Annotated in this window: 12 protein-coding genes and 4 pseudogenes; 7 read left to right on the top strand and 9 right to left on the bottom strand. The window is 59.8% G+C overall.

Going from position 1 to position 15,814, the window contains the following annotated elements; translation table 11 throughout:
- Nucleotides 1-17: 17 nt before the first annotated feature.
- The 4 genes and pseudogenes from ACZ1HE_RS13705 (at nt 18) to ACZ1HE_RS13690 (ending at nt 2,450) form a co-directional block, all read left to right on the top strand.
- Entirely contained in the window at nt 18-215 is a 198-nt protein-coding gene (locus ACZ1HE_RS13705; protein WP_472621617.1) for a DUF6494 family protein, read from the top strand.
- The gene (locus tag ACZ1HE_RS13700) at nt 212-1,273 is read left to right on the top strand and encodes an Mrp/NBP35 family ATP-binding protein (RefSeq protein ID WP_472621615.1); all 1,062 of its coding nucleotides are present in this window, start codon (nt 212-214) and stop codon (nt 1,271-1,273) included. The genes ACZ1HE_RS13705 and ACZ1HE_RS13700 overlap by 4 nt, the downstream gene beginning before the upstream one ends.
- A pseudogene (locus ACZ1HE_RS13695) lies at nt 1,273-1,976 on the top strand (biotin/lipoate--protein ligase family protein). The gene ACZ1HE_RS13700 and the pseudogene ACZ1HE_RS13695 overlap by 1 nt, the downstream one beginning before the upstream one ends.
- Nucleotides 1,973-2,450, top strand: a pseudogene (locus ACZ1HE_RS13690) (DUF6505 family protein). The pseudogenes ACZ1HE_RS13695 and ACZ1HE_RS13690 overlap by 4 nt, the downstream one beginning before the upstream one ends.
- A 21-nt stretch (nt 2,451-2,471) precedes the next feature.
- On the opposite strand, the gene ACZ1HE_RS13685 reads toward ACZ1HE_RS13690, so the two are convergent.
- The 9 genes from ACZ1HE_RS13685 to acs all read right to left on the bottom strand — a co-directional run bounded on the left by ACZ1HE_RS13685 (nt 2,472) and on the right by acs (nt 12,125).
- A complete protein-coding gene (locus ACZ1HE_RS13685; protein WP_472621613.1) occupies nt 2,472-2,735 on the bottom strand; it encodes a DUF6500 family protein in 264 nt (87 codons plus the stop codon).
- A gap of 35 nt (nt 2,736-2,770) precedes the next feature.
- The gene (locus ACZ1HE_RS13680; protein WP_472624481.1) at nt 2,771-3,271 is read right to left on the bottom strand and encodes a flavin reductase family protein; all 501 of its coding nucleotides are present in this window, start codon (nt 3,269-3,271) and stop codon (nt 2,771-2,773) included.
- A gap of 60 nt (nt 3,272-3,331) precedes the next feature.
- Nucleotides 3,332-4,744: a 3'-5' exonuclease gene (locus ACZ1HE_RS13675; protein ID WP_472621611.1), complete on the bottom strand. Its 1,413-nt coding sequence runs from the start codon at nt 4,742-4,744 to the stop codon at nt 3,332-3,334.
- Nucleotides 4,744-5,262: a hypothetical protein gene (locus ACZ1HE_RS13670; RefSeq protein WP_472621609.1), complete on the bottom strand. Its 519-nt coding sequence runs from the start codon at nt 5,260-5,262 to the stop codon at nt 4,744-4,746. Before ACZ1HE_RS13670 ends, ACZ1HE_RS13675 begins: the two co-directional genes overlap by 1 nt.
- Nucleotides 5,263-5,327: 65 nt before the next feature.
- Nucleotides 5,328-7,151, bottom strand: a complete 1,824-nt coding sequence (locus ACZ1HE_RS13665) for a DUF294 nucleotidyltransferase-like domain-containing protein (RefSeq protein ID WP_472621607.1) — start codon at nt 7,149-7,151, stop codon at nt 5,328-5,330.
- Between the two features lie 114 nt (nt 7,152-7,265).
- Nucleotides 7,266-9,050: a sodium:solute symporter family protein gene (locus ACZ1HE_RS13660; RefSeq protein WP_472621605.1), complete on the bottom strand. Its 1,785-nt coding sequence runs from the start codon at nt 9,048-9,050 to the stop codon at nt 7,266-7,268.
- A 5-nt stretch (nt 9,051-9,055) separates the two neighbouring features.
- Nucleotides 9,056-9,337: a DUF4212 domain-containing protein gene (locus ACZ1HE_RS13655; RefSeq protein ID WP_085796004.1), complete on the bottom strand. Its 282-nt coding sequence runs from the start codon at nt 9,335-9,337 to the stop codon at nt 9,056-9,058.
- A 198-nt stretch (nt 9,338-9,535) separates the two neighbouring features.
- Complete coding sequence (locus tag ACZ1HE_RS13650) at nt 9,536-10,150, bottom strand: adenylate kinase (protein ID WP_472621603.1); 615 nt, start codon at nt 10,148-10,150, stop codon at nt 9,536-9,538.
- Nucleotides 10,151-10,160: 10 nt separating this feature from the next.
- On the bottom strand, nt 10,161-12,125 hold the full coding sequence (gene acs / locus ACZ1HE_RS13645; protein ID WP_472621601.1) for an acetate--CoA ligase: 1,965 nt from the start codon (nt 12,123-12,125) through the stop codon (nt 10,161-10,163).
- Between the two features lie 480 nt (nt 12,126-12,605).
- Between acs and ACZ1HE_RS13640 the strand changes: the two genes are divergently transcribed.
- The 3 genes and pseudogenes from ACZ1HE_RS13640 (at nt 12,606) to ACZ1HE_RS13630 (ending at nt 15,729) form a co-directional block, all read left to right on the top strand.
- Nucleotides 12,606-13,622 carry a C4-dicarboxylate TRAP transporter substrate-binding protein gene (locus ACZ1HE_RS13640; protein WP_472621599.1) on the top strand — a complete coding sequence of 339 codons (1,017 nt, stop codon included), beginning with the start codon at nt 12,606-12,608 and terminating at the stop codon, nt 13,620-13,622.
- Between the two features lie 75 nt (nt 13,623-13,697).
- Nucleotides 13,698-14,332, top strand: a pseudogene (locus ACZ1HE_RS13635) (TRAP transporter small permease subunit).
- Nucleotides 14,325-15,729, top strand: a pseudogene (locus ACZ1HE_RS13630) (TRAP transporter large permease). Before ACZ1HE_RS13635 ends, ACZ1HE_RS13630 begins: the two co-directional pseudogenes overlap by 8 nt.
- The last annotated feature ends 85 nt before the right edge of the window (nt 15,730-15,814 follow it).

The following is a 15,814-nucleotide window of genomic DNA, read 5'->3' as shown; positions in this document are numbered from 1 at the left end:
GAACGGAGATCCATGCGATGAGCGGCGATTACAACATGTCCATGCGCAAGTTCCTGAAACAGGTTGGCGTGACCAGCCAGCAGGCCATCGAAGAGGGGTTGCGCAAGGCGGGCACGCCCAAGGGCGGAAGCTTTGAGGCCAAGGTGGTGCTGACCATCGACGGGCTGGAGGTCGAGCATGTGGTGACCGGACAGATCAAGGATGGTGAGGCATGAGCCTGCGCGATGCGGTTCTTGCGAACCTGAAGAAGATCACTGACCCGGTTAGTGGGCAGGATATCGTAAGCGCGGGCGTCATGCGTGCGCTCAACGTCGAAGGCGACACCGTGCGCTTCGTTATCGAAGTTGACCCCAAGCTGGCCGAAAAGATGGAGCCTGTGCGCGCGGCTGCTGAGCAGGCGGCGCAAATGGTGGACGGCGTCAACAAAGTGACGGCCATGTTGACCGCGCATTCGGAAAAAGCACCGCCGGATCTGAAACCCAAACCGAAACCTTCGCAAACCGGTCCGGCGCCGGTTGCGGGTGTTGATCGCATCGTGGCCATTGCCAGCGGCAAGGGCGGCGTGGGCAAATCCACCGTCTCGGCCAACCTGGCCTGCGCTTTGGCTGCCGAAGGCCGCCGGGTGGGATTGCTCGACGCTGACGTCTATGGACCATCGCAACCGCGCATGCTGGGCGTCTCGGGTCGTCCCGCCAGCCCCGATGGCAAGACCATCCTTCCACTGCGCAACCATGGCGTCACTATGATGTCTATGGGGTTGATGACCAACGAAGGGCAGGCGGTTGTCTGGCGCGGCCCGATGCTGATGGGTGCGCTGCAGCAGATGATGAACCAAGTGCAGTGGGGCGCTTTGGATGTTCTGATCGTTGACCTGCCGCCCGGCACCGGTGACGTGCAGCTGACGCTGACACAAAAGTTCGCTTTGGACGGGGCCATTGTAGTCTCGACCCCGCAAGACGTTGCCCTGATCGATGCGCGCAAGGGCATCGACATGTTCCGCCAGACCCAGACGCCGATATTGGGCATGATCGAAAACATGTCTACGCACATCTGTTCGAACTGCGGGCACGAGGAACACATCTTTGGTCATGGCGGCGTCGCGGCCGAGGCTGAAAAGCTGGGTGTGCCACTGATTGGGGAAATCCCGTTGCATTTGGATGTCCGTATGGCGGCTGACAGCGGCGCGCCCATCGTGGTCGCCAAACCCGACAGCCCACAGGCCGAGGCGTTCCGCGCCATTGCCCGTGACATGATCGCCAAGGGGCAGGCCTGATGACCCCTTCCTTTCCGCCACTGATACAGGGACACCCCGCAAGTGGCGGAGAGGATCCTTTGACAAGGCCCAGGCGCTGGCGGCGCTGGGCTGTGACGGTGGTACGGTTGTGCATTCGGTACAGGCAGACCGCCTGCGCGCGGCGCTGGTCTTTGCCCCCGAGGTGGTGCTGGAACAGGCGATGGTAATGCTGCCATTGTGTGCGGTGGGGTTCCAGAATGCCCTTGGCGCGCTCGCCCCGCCCGAGGTGGCGGTGCATCTGGGCTGGGACGGGGTGATCCGTGTCAACGGTGCCCGTTGTGGACGGTTGCGGGTAGTGGCCTCGACCCGCACCCCGGATCAGGTGCCCGATTGGCTGGTTGTGGGGATCGATATCACGATTCTGCAAACCGGGGAGGACCCCGGCGCTAACCCCGACGTCACCGCGCTCTATGATGAAGGCTGCGCCGACGTAGAGCCGCTGGCCCTGTTGGAAAGCTGGGCGCGGCATACGCTGGTCTGGATCAACCGCTGGGACGCAGAAGGCAATGCACCGCTGCACGGTGAGTGGATGGGGTTGGTGCAAGGGGTCGGCGAGCCCGTCAACCGCGCTGGGCACGACGGCACCTTCCTGGGTGTGGACGAAGATTTCGGAATGCTGGTGCGAGAGGGCGATGAGACCTCGCTCATCCCGCTGAGCACGCTGTTGGAGGATGAGACATGAAACTGGCACGCGCCATACATTTCGACGACAGCGACAGGAACGTGTTTCACTCGTGCAGCCCGCACAGGCGAGCTGTGCATATCGGGGGGCTTTGAGTTTTCCAACTGGTCCGAGAATGACCTTGAGGGCAAGGCGCGACAGGCTTTCGCCAACGGCTGGCTGGGGTTGGAAACCTTTGGCCGGGTAACATTTGTGGCCGTGACGCAGATCGAACCGGCCGAACGCGAAGCTGCAGAGCAGGCCCTGGCGCAGCATTTCGTGGATCTTTACGGCGCTCCCTCGATCGAGGTCGCCCTGTCCGTGGCGCAAGAAGAGATCGATCAAATGGTGGACTTGTGCGACGAACATGACGCCAACACATTGCTGACTGTGGCGCGAGAACTGGCCGAAGGTGGTGTACGGGAGGCGTACCGTGTGATCGAACCGCAAGAGGCCGAACTGGATCTGCTGGCGGTGCATGTCACCGACGACTAGGGGCGAAGGATGCGGGCCCTTTCAGGCCCCGGAAGCGATCATGTCCCTAATTTTTGCCGCCTTTTCAAAATGGTCCAGTTCGTGGGTCTTTATCCACCATTCCGCCGCCTCCATCAGTAGTTCTGGATCATCGTTTTTGTTGGCAAAGAACGCATAGAAAGACAGACCTACGGTTTCCCCTTTCTTGGCAATTTTGTCGTTGCAAATTGCAATGGCTTTGGCCCTGAGGGTCGGTCGCATATGTGGCGTGCTCCGGTCGCGAGGAGAGTAGATTTTGGGGTTCAAGGCGAACTTACGAGGCCGCAACTCGGAAACTGCAATTACCCACGCGGGGCGAAATCGCCGTATTGCCCGCGTTTGAAGATCAATCCGCGGCCGGGGCGATGCATGGCCGCATCCACCTGACCAACGATGATGGAATGATCGCCCGCGTCATGCACCGCGTGCTGGCTGCATTCAAATCGGGCCAGGCAGCCACTCAGCAAAGGTGCACCAGTGGCGCTAGGCGTCCAATCAGCGGCGGAAAAGTCCGCGCCGTCCATGGCAAATCCCTTGGCGATGTCGAACTGGTCCTCGGACATGACGTGTATGACGTATGATCGAGCTGCCATGAACTCAGCATAGCGGGTCGATGTCTTGGCCGGACACCACAGAACCAGGGCTGGGTCCAGCGAGACAGAGGCAAAGGAGTTGACCGTGATCGCCATCGGCCCTTGCGGCGTCATGGTGGTCACAACGGTGACGCCGGTGCCGAAACAACCAAGCGCCTCGCGGAAGGCAAGGGTGGTGTCAGGGCCGGGGGTGAAATGGGTTTCGGTCATCGCGCGCTTGTCCTGATGGTCTTGGCCCACGTGCCACGGGCCGCGCGCCTTGTCCACGGTTTAGTTCAGATCCTGCAACAGGCGACCATGTTTTTTGGTTTCGGCCACGACCTCGCCAAAGGTGCTCAATCCGCGCGCCTCAAGCATGGGGATCATGCAGGCCAGTACCTGAGCGGTGGCGCGGGCATCGCCAAGGGCGGTGTGCCGGTCACGGTCTTCGATCACGATGCCCAGCCGGTCACAGATCGCATCCAGTGTATGGGTTTCGCTGGCTCCAAACAGTACGGCAGACAAAAGAACCGTATCCAGAACCGGGTGATCCCATGTCACCCCACAGGCCTGCGCCTGCCTGCGCAAAAAGGCCAGGTCAAAGGGCGCATTGTGCGCGACCAGCACCGCGCCTCTGGCAAAGCCATGGAACCCACGCGCGGCCTCGATCACATCTGGCGCACCGGCGACCATCGCGTCGGTGATTCCGTGCACGGCGCTTGAGGTCGCGGGGATCGGGCGGCTGGGATCCACCAGAGTGTCAAAGGCCTCGCCCTCGACAATCTTGCCGCGCACCATCCGCAAGGCCCCGATCTGCACGATGTCATCCTTGTGCGGCAAAAGCCCGGTGGTTTCGGTGTCAAACACAGCATAGGTCAGCGCGGACAGCGCAGTGTCCTCGGTCCGTGCCTGACCTGCAGTGTCCAGAAGGTTGAAATCATAGACCAGCGGGCGGGGTTGCTCGGTGGACAAGGTGGGTTCTGTTATTTCAAAAGACAGCAGATATCCGGGTGCACCATCCAAGGGGCGCATCAGGGCCGGGCAGCTCAGACCACCATGGAGGCTGGTCAGTAAACTGTGAACCGGCAATCCGGTCCGGTTTACCTGTGCGCGGGCCTGGTCCAGGGCCTCTGGCTCAAAATAGTCGGTCATGGGCGCATTTAGGCGCGGCTGTGCGATCCGCGCTAACAGGTCCGCCGATTGCCCGTCATAGAGCACGATGTGCAAATCGGCGCTGAGAACGGTCATGGCCACCGGGATATCGGTGAGAAGTGCCGTAAGTTGATCGCGTTCGGCCGCCAATTGTGCCGTGTGATCGGCAATGTTTGCGGCTAGATCCTGTGCTGCACTGCCTGCGCGATCCGCAAGCCCCACAGCAGCAGGGGCCAGATCGCCAAGATAGCGGGCCAGCTCGGGGTCGATGTCTGTATCCGCTTCTGAATGGGCGCGCACCCGCATGAGCGCGGCCAGTTTTTCGATGGGTTTGGCGACGTTTTCGTCAAAGAGCAGCCAGATGCCCGCGCTCAAGGCCAAAAAGCCAAAGCTTGCCAGGATCGCGGCAAAGGTGAAGCCGCCAGCCACACCTGCCTCGGCACTGCGTTGCAGGCCCAGATAGAGCGAGACAAGCACCACCCCCACACCGCCGAGGGCAAGCAGGCAGAAGAAAAGGAAGATCCGCAGCCGCAGGCTGAGACTTGCCAACATCACGACACCCCGCAAACCGCCGCAACAACGCTGTCGTCCGGGGACACTGCAATCCAGGACGCGCCGCTGACGTTTCCGTCGGCGTCAAATTCGACGCCATCGGCCAGATTGGCACGGCGCGATCCGGCGCAATCCACGGCCACAGGCAGCTTGGACACCGGTGCCCACCGGCCCATGAAGTAAAGCTCGGCCAAACGTTGGTCAGGTCGCGTGCCGTGGGTCTGGATCGAGGCCATGTCGACAGCGGCAAAGCGATCGACAAAAGGCACAACATAGGTCCAGGGGCGATACATGGCCCGGTTTTCGACCTTCTCGATCACCTCAAACTCGGCAGGCAGAGCCGCACGCGTACGCTCGTACCAGCCATACTCGCTGGCAATTGTCACTGCGATCATGGCGGCACCAGCGACCACCGGGGTCAGCCAACGTGGCAGGCCGGGTACCCAACGACCCACCAACATCATGACGCCCGCAGCGGCGAGACCGGCAAAAACCGTTGCGATCAACTCCAGAAACATTGCCTATTCTCCAGATCCAGTTTTCTTCTCGTTTCAAATACGGTCGCCGAAGGCGGCCCGCGCTCTCATCCCAGCATACCCTTGCCATGGCCCACTGCCGATTGCATCGTCTTTACCACGACAAATGCATCGCGCAGATGACTTCGCTCAAAGTCCGACAAATCGGTGGGTGCCAGATAGTTGTCGGGGGCCAGCCCCGCCTTGATCCGGCCCACCTGATGATCCAGCCGCGTTTCGGCAATCAGGTCAAAGGCATCCAGCAGGTCGCGCGCCCCTGATGGGCTGAGCACGCCTGCCTCTTGCGCCGCCTGCAGCCGCGCACGGGTGCCAGCCACGCCCAACCGCCCTTGCAGCGCATAGATCCGCCCCAGATCAACCACGGGCACAACGCCGTTGTGTTTCAGATCCAGCGTGTTGCGATGCTCGCCCGACCGGATGGTGGCAAAGCCGCGAAGAAGGCCCAGGGGCGGCGTGTGCTTGAGTGAATTCGAGATCATGTGCGCCACAAAGATCGAATTGGCGTTGGCGGCCTTCAGGGTGTCTTCTTGCAGATCGGAAAACAAATCGAAACTGCCCCCGATGGGACGCAGGTCGAACATGACGCTCGCCAACATCTGTGCTTCGGGGTTGGGTTTGGCGATCCAGCCTTCGAAATATTCACGCCACACACGCACCGGCTGACACCAGCGAGGGTTCGTGGCCATCATGTCGCCAGGGCAGTAGAAATATCCGCAGGTATCAAGGCCGTCGCTTACAAACTTCGCCAAGTCGGTGAAATAGGGCATGTCGGCATCTGTCACCGCGTCATCCAGCATCAGGCAATTGTCCTGATCACTGACGCCTGTCTGTTCCTGCCGCCCCTGACTGCCACAGGCCAGCCACAGGTAGGGTACGGGCGCCGGACCCAGCTTGGCTTCGGCCAGGGCAAGCAGGCGACGGGTGGCGGTGTCGGCGATGTCGGTGATCAGCCGTGTCACCACCTCGTGCCGGTTTCCACTGGCCACCAGCTGCACCAGCAGCTGCGGGATCTCGGCGGTGACCTTAGCCATATCTTCCGCCGTGGTCGCCTTGGCGATCTGACTGACCAGTTCGGCGGAACTGACCGCTTGATACCGGGTCAGGTCGGTCTGAGTGACAATGCCCACGACGCGGTCGCCTTGGGTGATCGGGATATGGCCGATGTGATGCTCCATCATCGAATGCAGCACGTCCGACCCGATGGCCGAAGGTGACAGCGTCAGCGGATCGGCGGTCATGATCTGGGACACGGGGGTCGTGGCGGGCAGGGCTTGCGCCACGACTTTCCCTGACAGGTCACGGGTGGTCAGAATACCTTGCAACACATCGCCTTCGGTGACGCAAAGCGATGAAATCCGGCGATCCCGCATCAACTGCGCGGCGGCTTGAACGGTGTCTTCCGGCGAACAACTGGCTGGGTCGCGGGCCATCAGCGTGTCAACGGAGCTGGTGGCCAACGTCTCTTGCTGCGGGCGCGGTGCGCGGGCGCGGTCGAAGAACTTCGCGACTACATCGTGACGGGTGATCAATTCGGAAAACAGGGCAGGTGGCAGCACCAGGAGCACGGAATGGGCATCGGCGCGCGCGCTGGTGACGGCCTTGCCATCGCGCAGCAGGCCGCGTTCGCCAAAGGAATTGCGCAGACCCAGGTGCGAGACCACAACGCCGTTCTCATCCGTCACTTCGATCTGGCCCTCGTAAACGATGAACAGTCCCGGCAGGGCCTCGCCCAGGTCATAGACGGAAAAGTCACGCTCGACCTCCCACACGTCCAGCTGCGGCGCGAGGGCGTCGAGCTCGGTCACTGGCAGCGCATCATAAGGGTGCACGGATTTCAGGAAACGGGTGATCTGCTCATGGGTCAGGGGCATGGGGCATCAGCCTGCGGAAAAAGGGAAAAAGCCCCGCCCGGCAAAAATTCCGGGCGGGACCATGGTCAGTTGAAGCGGGCCCCAATCGGGAGGGAACAGGGCCCGCTGCACATCTCAGTGATCCTGAGCTGCGCCTGCGCCACGGGGAATGCGGACGCTTTCGACCAGGTCTTTGATCTCCTGTGGGGTCTCCTTGGTCATGCCAGCCACGATGTAGGCGACGGCAAAGTTGACCGCTGCACCGATGGCGCCGAACGAGGTCGACTTGACGGTGCCCAACAGCGGGTCCGCATCGGTGAAGGAGTTGGTGCCCGGAATGAACAGCCAGCCCTTGTGCAGGAAGATGTAGATCAGGGTGACGATCAGGCCTGCCAGCATACCCGCCACGGCGCCGGTGTTGTTGATGCGCTTCGAGAAGATGCCCATCATCAGTGCCGGGAAGATCGAGGCAGCCGCCAGACCAAACGCCAGGGCCACGGTTTGCGCGGCAAAGCCCGGTGGGTTCAGACCCAGGTAGGTTGCAACCAAGATGGCCACGGCCATGGCAATACGCGCCGACAGAAGCTCACCCTTTTCGCTGATCTGCGGGTTGATGGACCCTTTGATCAGATCGTGGGATACAGCCGACGAGATCGCCAGCAATAGACCCGCAGCGGTCGACAAAGCAGCCGCAAGACCACCAGCGGCGACCAAACCGATCACCCAACCGGGCAGGTTGGCAATCTCGGGGTTGGCCAGAACCAGGATATCACGGTTGAACTTGGTCAGCTCGTTGCCTTCCCAGCCGTTTTCAGCTGCTTTGGCCTGCATGTCCGCATTCTTGTCGTTGTAGTACTGAATCTTGCCGTCGTCGTTCTTGTCTTCCCAATCCAGCAGACCGGTTTTCTGCCAGGTCGCCATCCAGTCATAGCGCGGATCGCTTTCGATCTGCTCGACGGTGACAGCCTCGGCGTCCGTCCCATTCGGCCACATCATGTCGGTGATGTTCAGGCGCGCCATGGCACCCACCGCAGGCGCGGTCAGATACAGCAGAGCGATGAACACCAGGGTCCAGCCAGCCGACCAACGGGCGTCTGCAACACGCGGCACGGTAAAGAAGCGCATGATGACGTGGGGCAGACCCGCGGTACCGATCATCAACGACAGGGTGAAGAGCACCATGTTGAAGGTGTCGGCGTGATGTGCGGTGTACTCTTTGAAGCCAAGCTCGGTCACCACTGCGTCCAGTTTCGCCAGCAGGGGTTCACCCGAAGCAGCGTGATCGCCGAACAGGCCCAGGGCCGGGATCGGGTTGCCGGTCAGCTGCAGCGAGATGAAGATGGCCGGGATGGTGTAGGCCATGATCAGAACGCAATACTGCGCCACCTGAGTGTAGGTCACGCCCTTCATGCCGCCGAACACGGCGTAGGCGAACACGACACAAGCACCGATCAACAAACCGGCAGTGTTCGATACCTCAAGAAAACGACCAAAGGCCACGCCCACGCCAGTCATCTGACCGATAACATATGTGGTCGAGGCAACGATCAGACAGATCACGGCCACGATACGGGCTGTGGGGCTGTAGAAGCGGTCGCCGATGAATTCCGACACGGTGTATTTGCCGAACTTGCGCAGGTAAGGTGCAAGCAGCAACGCCAGCAACACGTAGCCGCCCGTCCAACCCATCAGGAACGAGCTGTTGTCGTAACCGGTAAAGGCAATCAGGCCAGCCATCGAAATGAACGAGGCCGCCGACATCCAGTCAGCAGCAGTCGCCATACCGTTGGTGACCGGGTGAACGCCGCGACCGGCGGCGTAGAATTCTGATGTGGAACCCGCGCGGGCCCAGATCGCGATGCCGATGTAAAGCGCGAAAGAGGCGCCCACAAACAGCAGGTTAATGGTAAACTGATCCATCTGCCTTATTCCTCAACGCCAAATTCTTTGTCGAGTTTGTTCATGCGCCAGGCGTAGAAAAAGATCAGGGCCAGGAACACCAGGATCGAGCCTTGCTGGGCGAACCAGAAGCCAAGATCGGTGCCACCGACGCTGATGCCTGAGAGCATGGGGCGCAGCAGGATGCCGAACCCAAATGACACGACAGCCCAGATTACCAGGCTGACGAGGATGATCCGCACGTTGGCCTGCCAATAGCCCTTGTCGCTTTCAGCAGTCTGTGCGGAGGTTGTTGTTTGATCCGCCATGAGCGCGGTCCTCCTTGGTTTCCTCCTGGTCTGCCCGATTGCGGAGCGGACAAACCTTCTCTGTTTGCCCGCGCTCATGTGTTGAAACGCGGACATGCCTCCTCTGGTCCGCCGGGGCGGGTCCATCGGGTCTTGCGGGTTTTGGAAACCCAAGGCCCCCTTAAGGAATAGCGGGGAGCGGGGGGCCTTGGGGTCCGGTTACGTCATCGCTGACGCAACAATGTCATTCAAACCTTGGGCGATCTCGTCAATGTCACCCATGCCGTTCACGGACTGCAACGCACCCTTGGCGTGGTAGTATCCGATGAGCGGCGAGGTCTTTTTGTAGTATTCCATTAGCCGGATTTTCAGGCTTTCGGCGTTGTCATCAGCACGCACAGGCTGGCCTGCGGCCTTGGCCTGTTCGGCACGACCCACGATGCGATCGACGAGGATCTCGTCGTCCACCTGCAGCTCGATCACCGCGTCCAGGGTTTGGCCTGTCTTTTCCAGCAGCGCCTCCAGCGCGTCGGCCTGTGCCAACGTGCGGGGGAAGCCGTCAAAGATGAAACCGGCGGCGTCAGAGCCGGTCAGTTTTTCTTCGATCAGGCCAATCACGATCTCATCCGTGACCAGATCGCCGCGTGCCATCACCTCGGCCACGCGCTTGCCCATTTCCGAGCCGCTGGCCTTGGCCTCGCGCAGCATGTCACCTGTGGACAGCTGCACCATGCCGAGCTTTTCCACCAGGATCTGTGCCTGCGTGCCCTTGCCGACCCCGGGGGGGCCGAGAAGGATCACGTTGGCGGTGCGTGTAAGGGTTTCGGTTGTCATGCGGTCACCCTCACGCGCCCGCGCGGTTGGCGATCAGATCGTCCACAACCGAAGGATCGGCCAGGGTCGATGTGTCGCCAAGCGAGCCAAAGTCGTTTTCGGCGATCTTGCGCAGAATGCGACGCATGATTTTGCCAGAGCGGGTTTTCGGCAGGCCGGGTGCCCACTGGATCACATCTGGGGATGCAATCGGGCCAATCTCGGTCCGGACCCAGGTGCGCAGCTCTTTCAGCAGCTCATCCGACGGTTCACGGTCGTTCATCAGGGTGACATAGCAATAGATGCCCTGGCCCTTGATCTCGTGCGGGTAGCCCACCACGGCGGCCTCGGCCACGGCGGCATGTGCGACCAGCGCGCTTTCCACTTCGGCGGTGCCCATCCGGTGACCCGAAACGTTGATCACGTCATCGACGCGGCCAGTAATCCAGTAGTCGCCATCGGCGTCGCGCTTACAGCCGTCACCGGTGAAGTAATAGCCTTTGTAATCGGCAAAATACGTCTTCTGGAACCGCTCGTGGTCGCCCCAGACAGTGCGCATCTGACCGGGCCAGCTGTCCTTGATGCAGAGCACGCCTTCGACATCGTTGCCTTCGATCTCGACACCCGACTGCGGGTCCAAGACAACCGGTTCGATGCCAAAGAACGGCTTCATCGCCGAGCCGGGCTTCATCGCGTGAGCGCCGGGCAGGGGGGTCATCAGATGACCGCCGGTTTCGGTCTGCCACCAGGTATCAACGATCGGGCAGCGGCCGCCGCCGACAACCTCGTTGTACCAGTTCCAGGCCTCGGGGTTGATCGGTTCACCCACGGTGCCCAGGGTGCGCAGATCGCTCAGGTCGCATTTCTCGACCCATTCGTTGCCCTGACCCATCAGCGCGCGCAGGGCGGTGGGAGCAGTGTAGAACTGGTTCACTTTATGCTTTTCGCAGACCTGCCAGAAGCGGCTGGCGTCGGGGTAGGTCGGCACACCTTCGAACATCAGCGTGGTCGCGCCATTGGCCAGCGGGCCATAGACGATATAGCTGTGGCCGGTGACCCAGCCCACGTCAGCGGTACACCAATAGATGTCGCCGTCGTGGTAATCGAAGGTCACCTCATGCGTCATGGCGGCGTAGACCAGATAACCGCCGGTGGTGTGAACCACGCCCTTGGGCTGACCGGTCGAGCCGGAGGTGTAGAGGATGAACAGCGGGTCTTCGGCGTTTATCTCGGCCGGGGCGCAATAATCAGACGCCTCAAGCGCCATCTCGTTGTAATCAAAGTCACGACCGTCAATCCATGTGGTCTGACCACCGGTGCGCTTGACCACCAGACATTTCACGCTGTCCTTGCAGTGCAGCAGGGCGGCGTCGGCGTTGGATTTCAGCGGTGTCTTGCGGCCACCGCGCGGGGCTTCATCCGCGGTGATGACAACCTTGGCATCGCAGCCGTTGACACGGGCCGCCAGAGCGTCGGGAGAGAAACCGGCAAAAACGATGGAATGTATCGCACCGATGCGGGCACAGGCCAGCATGGCATAGGCGGCTTCGGGGATCATCGGGAGGTAGATGACAACCCGGTCGCCTTTGCGTACGCCGAGTTCTTCAAGAACATTGGCCATGCGGCACACGTCGCGGTGCAGCTCTTTGTAAGTAATGTGTTTGGCCGGATCGGTCGGCTCATCGGGTTCCCAGATGATCGCAGTTTGATCACCGCGTGTTTCCAGATGACGGTCGATACAGTTGGCCGATACGTTCAGCGCACCATCGGCATACCAGTTGATGCTGACTTCGCCAAAGTTGTAGTTGACGTCCTTGACCTGGGAAAACGGCTTGATCCAGTCGACGCGCTTGCCCTGTTCGGACCAGAATCCTTCGGGATCGGCGATCGAGGCAGCATACATCGCATCATATTTGGCGGCGTCCACATGGGCGCGAGCGACGGTGTCTGCAGATGGGGGAAAGACCGGGGAATCGGTCTGGGCTGCGGTTGTCATATGAGGCTCCTCCCTCGACTTTACTATTCAGAGACCGTTTTCACCCGAAGTGCGGGTTTTGTCGATCTGGTTCCATCCCTGCGTAAATAATAGTCAAAGTTGAAAATATGGAAATAACTTGCAGTAATATAAGGATTAGCTTGTAAATCCGTTTCTTGTGTCCCTGTTATTTTTGTAAACAAACGGCGGTGAGGGCTGCAAAAACTGCATATTTATAACTGCTTGAGTGTCAACGAAATCTTGTCCGTTTCAGTGTCTGCCTGGCCTGCGGTTGGGGACGTAGGGTCACTTTGCACCCGAATCCGGTGTGACATATTGTTTCGGCCCAGCCTGTTCGGCCGCACAATTGCTGCGCGTGCATCCCTAGAATGTTCCAGATTCGCCAGGCTTTGGTTCAGGACTTGGCAGCTAGCTGTGTTGGCGCTAGCTTTACCGTCAAGCGCCCTCCGACGAGGGGGCGCATGAAAGGGAGAGACTTTTATGAACAAGATGTTGACGGGTGCAGTGGCCGCTGCTGCCAGCTTTGCTTTTGTGTCCGAAGCCATGGCGACCGAATGGAATGTGTCGCTCTGGGGTAAGCGCCGGGCCTTTACCGAACATGTTGAAAAACTGGCCGAGTTGGTCGACGAAAAAACCGGTGGCGCGTTCACGCTGAACATCAGCTATGGCGGGTTGTCGAAGAACAAGGAAAACCTGGACGGGATTTCCATTGGCGCGTTCGAGATGGCGCAGTTCTGTGCCGGCTATCATCGCGACAAGAACCGCGCGATCACTGTGCTCGAACTGCCGTTCCTGGGTGTGAACACTCTGGACGAAGAGGTGGCCGTCAGCCACGCGGTGTATGATCACCCTGCGGTGCAGGAAGAGATGGCACAGTGGAATGCGCGCATCATCATGACCTCGCCCATGCCGCAATACAATCTGGTTGGCACCGGCGAGCCGCGCGATGAGTTGGCAGAGTTCAAGGACATGCGCGTTCGCGCAACCGGCGGCATTGGTCAGGCGTTCTCGGCCGTTGGCGGCGTGCCGACTTCGGTCACCGCGACCGAAGCATACAACGCGATGGAATCGGGTGTTGTGGACACCGTGGCCTTTGCCCAGCACGCGCATCTGGCGTTTGGCACCATCAACCGCGCCGATTGGTGGACCGCGAACCTGAACCCCGGCACTGTGAACTGCCCGGTGGTGGTGAACACTGACGCCTATGAGGCGCTGAGCCCCGAGCACCGCGAAGCGCTGGACAGCTCGATTGACGAGGCCATCAGTCACTACCTGGCCAACTACGGCGCGCTGCTTGAAAAGTGGGACAGCGTTCTGGCCGAAAAGAACGTGACAAAGGTTGAGCTGGCCGAAAGCGAGCTGGACGCCTTCCGCAAGGCCGCTGCTGATCCGATCCGCGAAAAGTGGATTGCAGACATGACCGCTCAGGGCCTGCCTGCGCAAGAGCTTTATGATCTGGTTATGACCACGCTCAAAGCACAGCGCGGCGGCAACTAAGCTATCAGGGCCGGGCGGCAAAAACGCCCGGCCTTTTTCCTGAAATACTCCCCACCGACAAAAAGGAGTTCTGCTATGGCAGGACAAGCCTCGGTCTTAGAGGATCACAGCCTGCTCAGCAGGTTGGATCGGTCGTTGTTGACGATTGAACGATTTCTGGCATTGCTCAGCGGGTTGGCCGTGTTCAGCCTTATGGTGCTGGCCGTGGTGTCGGTGGGGGGCGCAATGCCTTTAACGCGCCGCTGCCGGGGTATGTGGATTGGATCGAACAGGCGATGCCGCTGATTGCGTTCATGGGGATCGCCTATGTGCAGCGCGACGGAGGGCATATCCGTATGGATCTGGTGGTCGGCAAGCTGTCGGGCCGGGCGCTTTGGTTCTTTGAACTGCTCTCTGTAACCTTGATCCTGCTTTTGATGATGGCTCTGGTCTGGGGCAGCTGGGAGCATTTCCTGCGCGCCTTTGATTTCAACGCGCCACTCTGGAGCCGGGACAGTTCCATCGACATCGGCATTCCGATTTGGCCTGCAAAGTTGCTGGCTCCGGTGGCCTTTGGCGTGTTGTGCCTGCGGCTGATCCTGCAGGTCTGGGGATACGGGCGAGCGTTTGTCTTGGGATTGGAAAGCCCTGTGGCAGTGCCCTTGATCCAAGATGTGGCGGCGCAGGCTGCCGCCGAGGCTGAGCAGTTGGAAGGTCACGACAATGGATAGCATTGATATCGGCCTTTGGGTCACCGGCGGCTTGCTGCTGATGGTCGTGCTTGGCATGCGCGTGGCTTTTGCTGCCGGCATGGCCGTACCTGGTGGGCCTGATCTGGATATTCTGGGCCAAGTTTGGCTATGAACCCGACAAATTCGGCAAAGCGCTGACCGTTTCAATCAAGATCGCGGGGCAGGTGCCCCATTCCAAGGTGTCATCTCAGGCGCTCAGCCTGATCCCCACCTTCATCCTGATCGGGTATCTCGCCTATTACGCGGGACTGACCAAGGCTCTCTTTGTAGCTGCAAAGCGTTGGATCGCATGGGTTCCAGGCGGTTTGGCTGTCTCGACAGTTTTTGCGACGGCAGGATTTGCGGCAGTTTCTGGGGCATCTGTTGCAACTTCAGCCGTGTTTGCACGTATTGCCATCCCAGAGATGCTTGAAGTGGGATACAACAAACGCTTTGCCGCAGGCGTGGTCGCTGCGGGGGGGACGTTGGCTTCGCTGATCCCGCCATCGGCCATTCTGGTGATCTATGCTATCATCGTCGAACAGGACGTGGGCAAGCTGTTGTTGGCAGGGTTTATCCCCGGCGCGTTTTCGGCGGTTATTTATGGTCTGCTTATTGTTGGAATTGCAGTTGTATTCAAGAGCGTTGGGCCGCCAGTTGGCGGGTTCACTTGGCGTCAAAGGTTCGAGGCTTTGCCTGGAGCGTTGCCAATCGTCGCTGTGGTTTTGATCATTATCTGCTTTGTTTACAATCCATTCGGTGAGGAAGCTTGGGGAACTCCGACTGAAGGTGGTGCGATTGGGGCTTTTATCGTTTTCTGTTACGCAGTCAAAGAAGGCATGAAATGGGCCGAGTTCAAATCCGCGCTTTTGGAAACTGCCAAGTTGACGGTGATGATCTTCACCATCATCTGGGGCGTCCTGATTTACGTACGATTCCTCGGCTTTGCAGATTTGCCCGGCGCATTTTCCGATTGGATCACCGCGCTGGAAATGTCACCCATGCTGATCCTTGTCTGCATCCTGCTGGCCTATGCGGTGCTGGGGATGTTCATGGATGCCATTGGTATGTTGCTGCTCACCTTGCCTGTGGTCTATCCGGCGGTCATGGCGTTGAACGGTGGCGAAAGTATTGCTGCTGCCGACAGTGCGTTTGGCATGAGTGGTCCCATGTGTGCGATCTGGTTCGGAATTCTGGTGGTGAAAATGGCCGAGTTTTGCCTGATTACCCCGCCGATCGGCTTGAACTGTTTCGTCGTCGCGGGTGTGCGCCCTGACCTAAGTGTGCAGGACGTGTTCCGCGGTGTGATGCCGTTTTTCGTGGCAGATGCCATCACCATTGCTCTGCTGGTCGCATTCCCGGCAATTGTTTTGTACCTACCATCGTTGGCGCAGTAACCAGGTGTTTTGACCTATAACGGGATTGCCTGATCCCGTTATAGGCGCTTAAGGTGTATCAAGTTGTTTTTGTTCGAGTTTTGTG

The organism is Falsiruegeria sp. JB4-1 (genome assembly GCF_055693495.1).
The sequence above is the reverse complement of the archived record's forward strand: the minus strand, read 5'-3'. Positions and strand labels throughout refer to the sequence as shown.